This is a genomic window from Runella sp. R5_40 (assembly GCF_057652295.1).
The window spans coordinates 205,104-218,947 of the sequence record NZ_JBYFCH010000002.1; the positions used below are offsets into that span (position 1 = coordinate 205,104).

Genomic DNA, 13,844 nt, shown 5'->3' on the forward strand with positions numbered 1-13,844 from the left:
ATAGTGCCGAAATGGCTAAAATGCAGATATAGGCATCCCTAAACCACAGTTTAGGATGCCTTAAGAAGCAACTGTCGTAAAAATACTATCCAAAATTAACTATTAAATATACTAGCAATAAATGTACCAAATTTAAGAATTCCACTGGTTTTTGGTTAAATTTTAATTCCTCAAAATAAATACCAATAAAAAGCCCCCCTTCTTCCGATGAAAAAGGGGGGCGGGGTTGACTACAACCTTATTTTACTTTTTCTTTCTCTTCTGAATCGTGAATGGCACGCACAAGTCCTCTGGACAGCAGTTCACTCCTGGCTCAATGATGATTGGGCAACATCCTCCTGCTGGACAGGTCTGGTTCGTTGCGGTGAACGTGTATATACCCACTTCACTAAACAGAACCACATTGCCCGTTGCTACTGGCGTTGTTCCTCCGTCTTTAAACCATTGAACATTTGTGTAAAGTGCAGGTACCGATGCTTCCACTTGGTTGGTTGGACACACTTTGAACGGCACGCTGAAACACTGACGGTCGATGTCGTCTTCCGCTGGATTACCATTGCCTGGCGTCGAATCCACATCTTTTTGATCCACTTTCGAGATTTCAGCCGTGTTAAAGTGCAATCCTTCTTGGGTTGCTCGTACTTGGTAGCGCAAGGTCACAGTGTCACCATTAGCAGCAATGTTGCCAATCGTCCATTTGATGGCATTACCACTGATTGTAGCGCTGCCACGGCTGGCCACAAAACTGCCCGCAATGAACTGTACCGTTGTCGCAATGCTATCGGCTACTTCTACCCCCGTTGCATTTTTGTTCGATTCATTCCAGACTTTCAGCGTGTAAGTAAGTACATCACCTACCTGCGCTATCTTCGTGTTAATCGATTTCTTCAATGCTAAGTCAACCGTGTCAATACAAGTTTGGGCATTGATCGTCGCAGGGACGCGGCTCGTACTCACTGCCGTTGGACAGGTTTGGTCGGTACTGCGCGCTTGGGCGTAATACGTTGTTGTGCCCGTCACTGTGCCACTTGGTTTGAAACTCAAGCCCGTTGACAATACCGTTCCGCCCGTTTGTTGGCTAAACCATTCTACCGTTGCCAAACCTACTACCGTCGCTTTTAAGGTCGGGAAGGTATCACCGATACAAGCGACCATACTTGGCGTCAACAATACAGGTACTGGTGGATTACAGTTACAGTTAGGCCCAACAATCGTCGTATCTGATTTACAAATAGCGCTCAAGCTATCCGTAATGATCACACTCGCTCCCGATGGGATACCTGTCACCGTGTAAGGGTTGTTTCCGCTCAACGTTCCTTTGTTCACTTTCACAATACCCAATTTATTGGTCACTGTGAAGGTTATGCTGTACGTTTGTACATCTGCCGAACAAGCTGGAGGTCCAGTTAGGGTTACACTTGATTCTACGCATGGCACGACTAGAGCCGCATCAACCGTTGGGTTATCTTTGGCAATGCCTGTACCTGTTGCATTGATGGTTACTACTTGGCTTAAACCTGTCGTTGGGTTAAAGTCAGAGTCTTTCGTATCGTCACCACCCAAGTTTTGTTGGCTACTAATCACACAACCCGCTGGTAAGCTCGTCGTCACAATCTTCACTTGGTAACTACCGCTTGACAAGTCTGAGAATAAGTACAAACCATTGACATTCGTTGTGTCGGTTGCCAATACGGCGCTCGTCGTTGAATTTAACAACTGAACAATCACACCCGCCACTGCTGGTTCGCCCGAATCCTGAACACCGTTGTTGTTTTGGTCTTTCCATACATAATCACCAATCGAACCTTTCGGTGAATACAAACCTGCATCAACCGTTGGGTTATCTTTGGCAATGCCTGTACCTGTTGCATTGATAGTTACTACTTGGCTTAAACCTGTCGTTGGGTTAAAGTCAGAGTCTTTCGTATCGTCGCCACCCAAGTTTTGTTGGCTACTAATCACACAACCCGCTGGTAAGCTTGTCGTGACGATTTTCACTTGGTAACTACCGCTTGACAAGTCTGAGAATAAGTACAAACCATTGACATTCGTTGTGTCGGTTGCCAATACGGCGCTCGTCGTTGAATTTAACAACTGAACAATCACACCCGCCACTGCTGGTTCTCCTGAATCCTGAACACCGTTGTTGTTTTGATCTTTCCATACATAATCACCAATCGAACCTTTCGGTGAATACAAGCCTGCATCAACTGTTGGGTTATCTTTGGCAATGCCTGTACCTGTTGCATTGATGGTTACTACTTGGCTTAAACCTGTCGTTGGGTTAAAGTCAGAGTCTTTCGTATCATCGCCACCCAAGTTTTGTTGGCTACTAATCACACAACCCGCTGGTAAGCTCGTCGTCACAATCTTCACTTGGTACGTACCTGACTTCAAGTTCGTAAATAAGTACAATCCACTTGCATCCGTCGTATCAGTTGCTAATACGGCGCTCGTTGTTGAATTTAACAACTGAACAATCACACCTGCTACCGCTGGTTCACCTGAATCCTGAACACCATTGTTGTTTTGATCTTTCCATACATAATCACCAATCGAACCTTTCGGTGTTGACAATGCCGCATCTATCGTTGGATTGTCTTTGGCGATACCTGTCCCCGAAACGTTGATGGTAATAGGTGGACTCAAGGCCGTTGTTGGGTCAAAATCACTGTCTTTTGTATCGTCACCACCCAAATCTTGCTTACTGCTAATTACACAGCTATCAGGCAGACTTGTTGTTACGATTTTTACTTGGTATGTACCGTTTGGTAAGTTAGGGAACAAATACAAACCGTTAAAGTTTGTCGTATCCGTCGCTATAACAGTTCCTCCTTGCAACAACTGCACGATTACGTCTGCCACGGGTGATTCGTTCGGGTCTTGGATACCATTATCGTTTTGGTCTTTCCAAACAAAGTCTCCGATTGAGCCTCTGAGTGAATACAAAGCCGCATCTACCGTTAAGTTATCTTTAGCTGTGCCTGTACCCAAAGCATCGATGGTTACTACTTGGCTTAAACCTGTGGTTGAGTTAAAGTCACTATCTTTCTCATCATCACCGCCCAAATCTTGTTGGCTGCTAAGTGCACAGTCTGCGGGTAAGCTCGTTGTCACGATTTTTACTTGGTAGCTGCCACTCGACAAGTTCGAGAACAAGTACAAACCATTGGCATCCGTTGTGTCGGTTGCCAATACCGCGCTGGTTGTCGAGTTCAATAATTGAACAATCACACCCGCCACTCCTGATTCGCTTGCATCTTGAACGCCATTATTGTTTTGGTCTTTCCAAACATAATCACCAATCGAACCTTTAGGCGAGTACAAACCTGCATCAACCGTTGGATTATCTTTCGCAATGCCTGTGCCCAACGCATCAATTGTTACCACTTGGCTTAAACCCGTGGTTGGGTTAAAGTCAGAGTCTTTGGTATCGTCGCCACCCAAATTTTGTTGGCTGCTGATGACACAACCCGCTGGCAAACTCGTTGTCACAATTTTTACTTGGTAAGTGCCGCTCGACAGGTCTGAGAATAAGTACAAACCATTGGCATCCGTTGTGTCGGTCGCCAATACGGCGCTCGTTGTTGAATTCAGCAATTGAACAATCACGCCCGCTACTGCTGGCTCACCCGAATCTTGAACACCGTTGTTATTTTGGTCTTTCCATACGTAATCCCCAATTGACCCTTTTGGCGAGTACAAAGCCGCATCTATCGTTGGGTTATCTTTTGAAAGCCCCGTCAAGGTTGGGTCTAACGTGATTTTTGCACTAAAACCAGTGACTGGATTCACATCCGAATCTTTGGTATCGTCGCCGCCCAAATCTTGTTTCGTACTAATGACACAACCTACTGGCAGGCTTGTAATAACGACTTTGACGTAATAATCGCCCGCATCTAAGTTGGTAAAACCATAGGCCCCACTGGCATCGGTCGTATCTTTCGCAATGGGACTACCCGTCGTACTTCCTTTGTATAGCTCCACAATCACGTCTTTTACACCCGTTGCACCATCGTCTTGAATACCATTATTATTGAGGTCTTTCCAAACATAATCTCCAATCGAACCTTTAGGTGAATACAATGCCGCGTCGATGTGCGGATTGTTGCGCAACGTATCGGCCGCTGGTTTTGAAGTATCAATTGTAATCAAATGACTCAAACCTGCCGCATTAAAATCAGAATCTAGTGTATCAGCAACCCCTGCGGCATTAGGTTTAGAAGAAATAACACAACCCGCTGGCAGTGACGTCAAAAGCAACTTAACTTGATACGTATCCGAGGTCAGGTTGTTGAAACTGTAGAAACCATTCACATCGGTCGTATCTTCATCAACCACACTAGAACCTTGCAAAAGTTGTACGATTATACCCGCTTGTCCTGCTTCTCCGCTGTCTTGTTTACCATTATTATTGGTATCTTTCCAGACAAAGTTACCGATAGAACCTAGCGGTGAATAAAGCGCCCCGTCGATTGTTGGGTTATCTTTGGCAATACCCGTTCCCGTAGGCGTGATTGTTACCGTTTGGCTCAAGGCAGTTGTTGGGTCAAAATCAGAATCAAGGCTATCAGCTACTCCTGCAGCGTTGGATTTTGAAGAAATAACACAGCCTGCTGGTAGAGAAGTCACTAAAATTTTGACTTGATAGGTTCCAGCACTCAAGTTAGGGAACCCGTACAAACCGTTGGCATCCGTGGTATCTGTAGCCAATACCGTTGCACCTTGTAATAATTGAAGAATAACGCCTGCTACTCCAACTTCACCACTGTCCTGCTTGCCGTTATCATTGACATCTTTCCAAATATAGTCTCCTATTGAACCTACGGCAGGCTGATACCCCCCATCGTAGGTGTGGATGTTGGCACCAGAGCCCCCCGTAATCAAAGTCAATTCGCCATTGGCTCCGTTAAGGGCAAAATCATTATCTGCCAAATCATTGCCCAGCGCATCTGTGCTTGTTAATACGTTACTACCGCTAGCTGATGGTATTTTCAATCTATACTTCGTAAACGGTTTTAAGGCTACGCCATATTTGATGCCTGTCACGTTTGTTCCCGCTAGCGAAGAGAAGTAATAGTTACCGTTATTATCCGTCGTAACAGTCGTAATGGTTGCTCCAGTTGAATCACAAAGAGTTACCACAACCCCTGACACTCCATTTTCACCTGGGTCTTGGATACCATTTTTATTGGTATCAAGCCAAATTCGGTTACCAATTTCGATGGGAGAGGCATCACAAGTAAGTTCCAACGCCCCTAAACCAGCTGCTTTACCAAAAGTGACCCCTCCATCACCTGTTGTACTAAAAATTTGGTAGCGTTTAGTTGCTTTACCCGTGGTGTTACTAAACCAAGACGTTCCTCCCGACCAAGTACTCAATGGATCCATGACCGTTGCTAACACTACCCCACTTCCTGGCACAGTAAAACTACTACCAACATACGTTTCTTGGTGGATTTCTTCAAGTACCCCAGAACCTATTACCAACTCACCAGTGTATTGCTCATCTGAATAAAACTCACCCCCTCCTGGGCCTTGGCTGTTGGCCGAGCCTGTCAACCCACTTACGTTACCACCTGACTCCAACGTCCAAGTGCCCGAGCCCTTCGCCAAACGAAGGATGTCCCCACCAATGTAACCACTGTAGGTATTTGCATTGTAAGTTGTGCCTACACCTCGGTTTCGGTATCCTAACTGGTGCCCAGCACGGTCAATAAAGCCCAATACCATATCCCCATTTTCCACAAAGTCAATATCCGATAAAATAGGCTGTGGACGCATTGTCCTCGGGAACGGAGGATTATTTGTAGTACCAAAGTACATATCGGCAAAATTATCACTCCACGGAAGCCACTTAGCGGGTGTTTCCGAAGTGTGAACTTTTCCTTTGGGATAGTTTAAGGAAAAATCAGCCACCGCTGATGTGTTGAATGTAGTAGTCGCGGGGTCAAATGTATATACATACGCATGAAGATTGCTCTGAGTACCACCCGAACTTTCTGCCGTACAAACCGTACCTACATAAACTTTTCCTTGATAAAACCGAACGGCAAAAGGACGAGAAACCCCATTGGTACAGCCTGGGTCAGGAATGGTATAGGTATTTATATCCGCCGATGTGATTGTTGTTTTGGCAGGTACACCGATATTGATAGAAATAAGTTTTTTCTGGTATAAGTTAATGACATAGAGCGTACGTCCATCCTCGGATATGGTCATCCCTCCCAAACCAACTTTACCAACGGCTCCAAACGCAGATGGATCCTCGCTACTTGCATTGGATGCCGCAGGCAATGTGCTGCGTGTTCCAATCACCGACTGACCGAGATCAATGTTGTGCGGAGCTGCGCTAAATGTTTCCAAATCGACCAACAATGCCGTCGTAGGTGTTGTGCCCAATTGGGTAGTAAAAATACCCCCTAAGCCCGCTGAAAGTAAGCCTACGTGACGCTTTAAGAAGGCGGCTGTAAAGACTTTGTCAGTTTCTCTTTGGTACGCTGCTCCCCACACAGACCCTACATCAACGGCATTTGCCAATCCCGTAGGACCAGTCGTCGAGGCATTCGCGATGTTATAGGGAAACTTCACCAAAGCCTTTCCCGTTCCTGCCGTACCTCCCAGTGTGGGGTTTCCGTTCACAAAACAGGTCACAATCACATCAGGAGTCCCTGGACAATAGTCACTTGGGTTATTTGCCGCCAAGTTAATCCCCGTAGCAGGAGCCGTTGCGAAACGTACTGTGGTGTTTCCCGTTTTACCATTGGAGGCATAAAACGTGTTGGGAAGCGTAAACTCCAAGCGTACATTGCCCGTAATACCCGCAATGGTGTATGCCCCAGAAGCGTTCGTAGTGGCAGTAGCGCCTACTTGCGCATTAGAAGCATTAAAGGCTTTGACGGTAACCCCCTCAAGACCTGGCTCAATGGGGTTCGTGGTTTGTTGTGTACCATTGATGTTAAAATCACGGAACACAGTTCCACTTACTTGGGCCATTAACTGCTGATTCAGCAACAAACCTATGCAGAACAGCCCCCATTTGAGTAACCTCCTTATCCCCTTTGGTGGGTTCAAGCCCTTATCCTTGACCAAGGCTGATAGATGTTGGTAATTGTTTGGACACATAAACATTTAAAACAGTTGTGTTGGTAATCCTGTCTAATTTTAAATCTCCGCTTGCAAGACCAGTATGCTTTTTAAGATATACAATACTTAGCCACCGACCACTGCGAGGGATATACCTTCACCTGTCAAATACTATGCCAAAACTCTTATTTCAAATCCATAAAAAATCTGGGATAAAATTTTCATCATTTCAAATGAAATGGCCGTATCATAAAACCAAATCTCATTGAAAGTACTTTAAGAAGAAATAATAAAACCCCTAAAAAGACATGGCCCCATCTCAGAGAGATGAGGCCAATGCTGCACACTTTACCCTACTTTGAAAAATTATGTCATCGTTAATTGGAGACACCTCATAACGTTGTCCTATTACCTTACATAACGTTGAGCAAGCTGTCTCTGTACAGCTAAACGATTTATTGCTTTTGAGCTTAAATTCTCTGTGACGAAATTACTACGAAAACAAACACAGATGACGCCGTTTCAAGTCCAAAACCGTGAAACCTACATTTTAGCCCGTGAAATCTACATTTTTGCCCGTGAAATCTACATTTTTGCCCGTGAAGCATTTTTAAAAAATGACCAAAAACGGCGGTTCGGGATGGGGGTAAAAACAAAAAGTCTCCAAATTTGGAGACTTTCTACACTCAAATTATAATTTCTTGGCGAACTAACTCTTGAAAAATTGGTTTTCCCAATACTCTTTTAGGGTTACTAAAAGGAGATTCAAGCAGGTAATCTCGCAAACTATCCGATATTTCGTACGTAGAATAATAGCGTTTATCAAACAAAACGGGCGACTCTTTCAGGTCAAAAATACTGTAGCGATGCTCGTTGAATTGATAACTCAACCTTCGATAAGCCGAAGGGGGTGGTGGCGATAACGACGTTTCATCTGTTTGTAAAGAATGGTGTATATAATTCCAACCCTCCCATTGTTCGGGAAAATTGGCAACGTATTTGGCAAAAAAATCAAAAATTTGTTGTAAAACTCGCTGTGAATATGCCTCTTTGGGTACAGACTTATTAGGGAATATCCCTTCTCCCATGTAGAGGACATTACTCATATCCGATTTTCGATACGAAATCACTGGCACAAGCGGCACCCCAGCTACATAACTAAGGTAGGCCATTCCTTTTCGGGCAGTGATTGTTTGGCTTAAAAACGTGATTTTCTCAAGTTTTTCATCGCTTGCACCTACGTTTCCATCCAAATATACCAGTAAGGACCTTCCTGCTTTTAACTCTCTAAGCAGTTTTAGTACAATATTAGGGTCTTCTGCACTCACCACATGGACTTCACTATCCGTTTTGTACGTTTGTTTCATCCTATCGGTATAGTCCATCATCGAATCAATCTGCTGTTTATAGACATCTTTTTTTACAATGGTTGTAAAATGATGACCATTTTTAATCAACAAATTGGCAATGATTCGGTACGAACCTAAATGAAATGTACAAAATATACTCGGAGCACCTGGGGTTTCTAACGCCTTCAGGTCGCCATTGAGAGAGCATACCTCACTGATGTGCAATACATTACGATCAAATGTCTCAAATGCCAAGCTCGTCAGTAGTTTTCTAAACATCTCAGCATGTTCCGAAACAGGGATTTCAGGCAGGAAGTTGGTAAGGTTCGCTGAAAATATCGCAAACCTTACCATATACCCTTCTTCATCGTGTAAATTCACTTTGTTGAATGCACTTTCACAGTCGAGAAGCGCACGCTGATAGTTTATAAAACCTGAAAAGCTCATTGCTGACAGAGAGATTTATTGAAGAACTAGCTTATTTTCAACGTCGTTGTTTACCACAATTTTGTAGCAAGACGCAAACGGATCTGACTCACCAAGGTTGAGTACCTTTGCAGTTTCATTTTTGGCATAAAATTTGCCAGCCCGGATAAAAGAGTTTAATTCTTTTTTTGCTTTGATTTCGAATGACTTTTTCATTGTTGTAGTAGTTAAATTTGTGATTTTAAATTATTGATAACCAGTGCATTATTTGTTATTTTTAACCCACTGTTGTTTTCCGCTTTGGATGATACAAAGGTAGAGGAGTGAAGCATGCTGGGAAATCCGCAGTAATGCCTATATTTATGAAATGTTATAGTAACTATTGACTATTTTGTATCTTTGCGAGTCACAATACCCTACACTGCCTGAGGCAGTTGATACTTAAAGAGAAGCCATGAAGTCGATGACGCTTAATCGGTCTTTCTATAAAAACCCAAAGACTGGGGTTATTTTTTTGTTGGTTATAGTAATCTTTTGCGAGATTCTCGGGTGGGCTGTATCCCCCAAAACTCGCTTGGATATCTATGTCTCGTATCAGACATTTTTTAGTTATGCAAAAAATATCTTAATCGGGATTTTAGTACCAGAGTTCTGTACCTTATATATACTGTCCTTCCTAATTGACATATACCACCGTTTTTGGGGAATCCGTAAAATCAACTTTAATACCTTATCTATTCTTTGGTACGAACTAAAATTCCTACCGCTGTTTTTTGTAGCATTTTTCCTTTTTTTCCCTGTTACGCTACATGTTCGCTTTTTGCTCCGCGAATTCCCCCACTATTCGTTTAACCGTTACCTCGATTTATACATTTTGCATGGTTTCACCATCGAAACCTATCTTTTGTACCTACCATTTATTATCATTCTCGGCTATATTTTATTGAATGTGTCGCTTGTGCGCGATTTTTTACAAATCAATGCACTCACTCCAACACATTCTCAAAAACAAGCCATTGCGCTTCGTCGGCATTCTTCGCCAGCAGCCACTGTTATTAAAGAGACAATAGCGCCTCCTGCTCCACCAAAAAGTTTTGCCGAAGCCGTCCCTGCTGCTGAATCAGAATCATTTACTACATTTTCAATCAATACCCCCGTAACCGTCAATAGCCCTGCGTCTGCCGACAAATACATCAAGTTTATTGACGGCAAAGCAACGACGGGTGAGGCATTTTTGAGAATTGACGATTGCTACTTTTTTGAAACAGTAGAAGAGAAGTACTTTGTGGAACACCCCAAAGGTCGCTTCCAAGTCTCCAAACCCCTATCTGTCTTAGAACTAGAGCTTGATCCAATTCACTTTTTCCGAATTCACCGAAGTTGCATCATCAACATGAACCACCTTAATAGCTATACGTACTGGGAAAAAGGGAAATACCTTGTGTATGTCAAAGGTACCAACCAAGCACGAGAGCTGGTGATGCCCCGTACTCGGCTGGATGCCTTCAAAAAATCGCTTAGTGAAAACCGTAGCCTTCCTAGCAAACAACTATAGCGTATTGAGGTACGATTTTATCTGTAGCCCAAATTTGAGTAAATGTCGGTTGCTCTCAATGCCTAGCTTTTGAATTAAATTTTGTTTGTGATTGGCCAGTGTTCGATAACTAATCGACAACGAGTCGGCTATTTCGTAGCCCGTCAGCCCCTCAGTTACTAGATACAGAATCTGCCGTTCTCGCTTTGTGAGTGACTTCAACTTTTGGTGCGTTTCACTATCCACCTCATTGACTCCCATCTTCTTCATGAGGTCCTTGAAGCCATCGCTGTAGTATTTTGTTTGCGTCTGGATATACAACAAACATTTGTACAACTCCTCCAATTTATCTTCCGAGTACAGGTAGCCGTTAAAATTGGCGTCCAGTGCTTTCGAGAGTTCCCTGGAATTAGAGGCATTAAAAAACAAAACCATCTTAGGTCGGCTCGATGCCTCCGCAATTTGCTTTAGTAAGTGACTTGTCTCTTTTCCAATTAAGTTGGCTTCAACAATCACGCACTTTGGTTTCTTGGTGTGAATCTTCTGAATAAGCTCATCCAACTCGTTAGCTCGTCCTACAACATCGAAGCCTTCGCTCTCTAAAAGTTTGCTCAATACTTCGCATGAAAACGGTTCTTCTTTGGCAATCAATACGGACGAATCCATCTTCCGCAATCTCATTTCGGGATTTTTCATTTCTCTACTTATGGGTGATTTTACAGTTTATAACTGTATTGAAGATACGCTTTGCTACCCCCCATACGCAAGACATTTCCGTGAAACCTACTTTTTTGCCCGTGAAATCTACACGAAATTGATGTTTCACGAAAAATGGCAAAAAAAAAGGCTTCGATATACCTCGAAGCCTAAAGTTTTTTTGGGCTATTTTTTTACTAAAATTGCTCCGTCAAGGAGAAAAAGAAGCCTCCTTCAATCGCTGCATTTTCGTCTGAGTCAGAACCGTGAACGGCGTTTGCTTCTAGCGACGTAGCAAACAATTTACGGATGGTTCCTTCGGCCGCTTGGGCTGGATTGGTCGCACCAATCAACGTGCGAAAATCTGCCACGGCATTTTCTTTTTCTAAAATCGCCGCATAAATCGGGCCCGATGACATGTAAGCACACAGGCTGGCATAAAACGGACGTTCGGCGTGTACAGCATAAAATTGTCCTGCGCGCTCTTGGGTCAACAATGTTTTTTTCAACGCCACAATACGGAATCCCGCTTCTTCAATCATCTTCAAAATTGCGCCTGCATTCCCTGCTTCTACAGCGTCGGGTTTCACCATGGTGAATGTTCTGTTGGTTGCCATTAGTATGTTGTGATTTAAAATGAACAATTTTCGATAAAAAAGTGGGGCAAAACTACGCAGACTACACAGGTTTTGAAAACCTAGCAGGTCTTTTTTAAGAAAATTGCTAATTTTGCAAGCTATGCAACAGTGGAACGCATTTTACGAACTCATCAATTCGCCCCAAAAACGTGTTGTCATCTTGACCCACCAAAATCCTGACGCTGATGCGATAGGTTCTTCTTTGGGATGGAAATTATACCTTCAAAAAAAAGGACACAGTGCAACGGTCATCATTCCCAACGAATGTTCGGCCAATTTGCGCTGGATGCCTGACTTTGCTGAAGTAATTACGTACGACCAAAACGTTCAGTCTCAAGCTCACTCCAAGCAGGTGATACAAGATGCCGAGGTGATTTGCTGCTTAGACTTTAATGCCCTGCATCGTATCAAAGGCTTGGGCGAACTTGCACTGGCTTCAACGGCTACCAAAGTGCTCATTGACCACCATTTAGAGCCCGAGTCATTTGCCGATTTTGTATTTTCGGATACAACCAAAGCCGCAACGGCACAGTATGTATTTGAACTCATTCAGCAATTAGGGGATGCCTCGTTGGTGGACTTGCCCATGGCTCAGTGCTTGTACGCGGGAATTATGACCGACACGGGTTCATTCCGACACGGAAGTACCACGCCCGAAGTACACCTTGCCGTGGCTGAACTCATGAAAACGGGTTTGCAAGTAAACGACGTCCATCGGGCTATTTTTGACAACAACACCCTGAGTCGCACGCGGCTTTTAGGATATGTTTTGTCAGAAAAACTTACCGTTTTGCCTGAATACCGTACGGTATATATGACCTTATCGCTCGAAGAGTTAAAACGCTTTCAATCGGAGATGGGCGACACTGAAGGCATTGTTAATTATGGACTTTCGCTCGAAAACATCGTTATGTCGGTACTCATCATCGAACGCCGCGACGAAATCAAGCTATCATTCCGTTCAGTGTCTGATTTTTCGGTGCGCGACTTAGCCCATCAGTACTTTTCGGGAGGAGGTCATAAAAACGCCTCTGGTGGGCGGACCAATACCTCATTAAAAGCAACCACTGAACTTTTATTATCAGTATTGCCCGAATACCAAAACGAGCTTTTAAGCGTTAAAAAATAATCTTGTAATCGCATCCCAATTCAAATACAATTAAACTGTGCTTTGCACTCATTTCATGAAATTTAAATCAACCATTGCTTTTTTCTCGGTAGCTGCCCTCATGGCTGCTTGCAACAACCGTGTTAGTGTCAGCGAAACCGGTCTTAAATATCAAATTCACGATGAACATTCTGATAGCCGCAAACCAAAAGTTGGCGATATTCTTACATTTCATTTGGTATTAAAAAACAGCAAAGACTCTGTCTTGCGCGATACCTATAAGGAAGGCCAACCAATGCAAATGATGCTTCAAGTACCTCCTTTCAAAGGTAGCTTTGAAGAAGGTCTTGCCATGATTTCAAAACAAGACAGTGCGTCGTTTTTCGTAAGCGCCGATTCACTCTTTACACGCATGATGCAACCGCTTCCTCCAGGTATTCCTAAGGGTTCGGACATTCAGTTTACGGTAAAACTTGTGGATGTTCAGAATGAGCAAGAATTCCAGAAATCACAAGCCTCGGCGCGCGAAAAACAAGTAAAAACAGATGCTAAAATCATCGACGACTACGTAGCTAAGAACAAACTTAACGCAACCGAAACGGCGTCGGGCTTGAACTATGTAGTAACTCAGGAAGGAACAGGCGTGAAGCCCGTTGCTGGAAACGTAGTAACCGTACACTACACTGGCAAACTCCTCGACGGAAAGGTTTTTGATAGCTCAGTGAAAAACCCACAAAGTGGCGGTAAGCCCATCGACTTCCCTATCGGCCAAGGAATGGTGATTCCAGGCTGGGAAGAAGGAATTATGACTATGAAAAAAGGTGGAAAATGTACGTTTATCATTCCATCGTCGTTAGCTTATGGAACGGCAGGTTCTCCAGGCGTGATTCCACCAAACTCTGTGTTGGTATTTGACGTTGAATTGGTGGACGTGAAAAAAGCACCAGCAGCTCCCGCAGGGCCTGGCGCAGTAGGTGGGCAACAGTAAGCAGCCAACCATTGCAAAT

8 protein-coding genes are annotated in these 13,844 nt (G+C 43.8%); 3 read left to right on the forward strand and 5 right to left on the reverse strand.

The genetic code is table 11. The annotated features are described in order from the left end of the window. Positions 1-243 precede the first annotated feature (243 nt). The 3 genes from AC23N5_RS05635 to AC23N5_RS05645 form a co-directional block, all read right to left on the reverse strand. Positions 244-7,125, reverse strand: a complete 6,882-nt coding sequence (locus AC23N5_RS05635) for an SdrD B-like domain-containing protein (RefSeq protein WP_487754804.1) — start codon at positions 7,123-7,125, stop codon at positions 244-246. Positions 7,126-7,772: 647 nt separating this feature from the next. Further along, positions 7,773-8,882 (reverse strand): LpxL/LpxP family acyltransferase, encoded by a 1,110-nt coding sequence (locus AC23N5_RS05640; protein ID WP_487754805.1) that lies wholly within the window; start codon positions 8,880-8,882, stop codon positions 7,773-7,775. 15 nt (positions 8,883-8,897) lie between these two features. Next, positions 8,898-9,077: a hypothetical protein gene (locus AC23N5_RS05645; protein WP_028525031.1), complete on the reverse strand. Its 180-nt coding sequence runs from the start codon at positions 9,075-9,077 to the stop codon at positions 8,898-8,900. Positions 9,078-9,681: 604 nt separating this feature from the next. Here AC23N5_RS05645 and AC23N5_RS05650 point away from each other — a divergent pair. Continuing rightward, positions 9,682-10,416, forward strand: a complete 735-nt coding sequence (locus AC23N5_RS05650; protein ID WP_487754806.1) for a LytTR family DNA-binding domain-containing protein — start codon at positions 9,682-9,684, stop codon at positions 10,414-10,416. On the opposite strand, the gene AC23N5_RS05655 is transcribed toward AC23N5_RS05650, so the two are convergent. After that, entirely contained in the window at positions 10,411-11,091 is a 681-nt protein-coding gene (locus tag AC23N5_RS05655) for a LuxR C-terminal-related transcriptional regulator (RefSeq protein WP_487754807.1), read from the reverse strand. The two genes, AC23N5_RS05650 and AC23N5_RS05655, sit on opposite strands and share 6 nt — an antisense overlap. Before the next feature lie 197 nt (positions 11,092-11,288). Further along, complete coding sequence (locus AC23N5_RS05660) at positions 11,289-11,708, reverse strand: nucleoside-diphosphate kinase (protein ID WP_028525028.1); 420 nt, start codon at positions 11,706-11,708, stop codon at positions 11,289-11,291. 121 nt (positions 11,709-11,829) lie between these two features. Here AC23N5_RS05660 and AC23N5_RS05665 point away from each other — a divergent pair, with 121 nt between their 5' ends. Together AC23N5_RS05665 and AC23N5_RS05670 are read left to right on the forward strand one after the other, a co-directional pair. Further along, positions 11,830-12,858, forward strand: a complete 1,029-nt coding sequence (locus tag AC23N5_RS05665) for a DHH family phosphoesterase (RefSeq protein ID WP_183975569.1) — start codon at positions 11,830-11,832, stop codon at positions 12,856-12,858. Positions 12,859-12,913: 55 nt separating this feature from the next. Beyond that, the gene (locus AC23N5_RS05670) at positions 12,914-13,825 is read left to right on the forward strand and encodes an FKBP-type peptidyl-prolyl cis-trans isomerase (RefSeq protein WP_122933674.1); all 912 of its coding nucleotides are present in this window, start codon (positions 12,914-12,916) and stop codon (positions 13,823-13,825) included. Positions 13,826-13,844 lie beyond the last annotated feature (19 nt).

What these genes read in the sequence shown, in the direction of transcription:
- AC23N5_RS05640 (WP_487754805.1), bottom strand. Translation starts at nt 8,882, where the DNA reads ATGAGCTTTTCAGGTTTTATAAACTATCAGCGTGCGCTTCTCGACTGT.
- AC23N5_RS05670 (WP_122933674.1), top strand. Translation starts at nt 12,914, where the DNA reads ATGAAATTTAAATCAACCATTGCTTTTTTCTCGGTAGCTGCCCTCATG.
- AC23N5_RS05660 (WP_028525028.1), bottom strand. Translation starts at nt 11,708, where the DNA reads ATGGCAACCAACAGAACATTCACCATGGTGAAACCCGACGCTGTAGAA.
- AC23N5_RS05665 (WP_183975569.1), top strand. Translation starts at nt 11,830, where the DNA reads ATGCAACAGTGGAACGCATTTTACGAACTCATCAATTCGCCCCAAAAA.
- AC23N5_RS05645 (WP_028525031.1), bottom strand. Translation starts at nt 9,077, where the DNA reads ATGAAAAAGTCATTCGAAATCAAAGCAAAAAAAGAATTAAACTCTTTT.
- AC23N5_RS05655 (WP_487754807.1), bottom strand. Translation starts at nt 11,091, where the DNA reads ATGAAAAATCCCGAAATGAGATTGCGGAAGATGGATTCGTCCGTATTG.
- AC23N5_RS05635 (WP_487754804.1), bottom strand. Translation starts at nt 7,125, where the DNA reads ATGTGTCCAAACAATTACCAACATCTATCAGCCTTGGTCAAGGATAAG.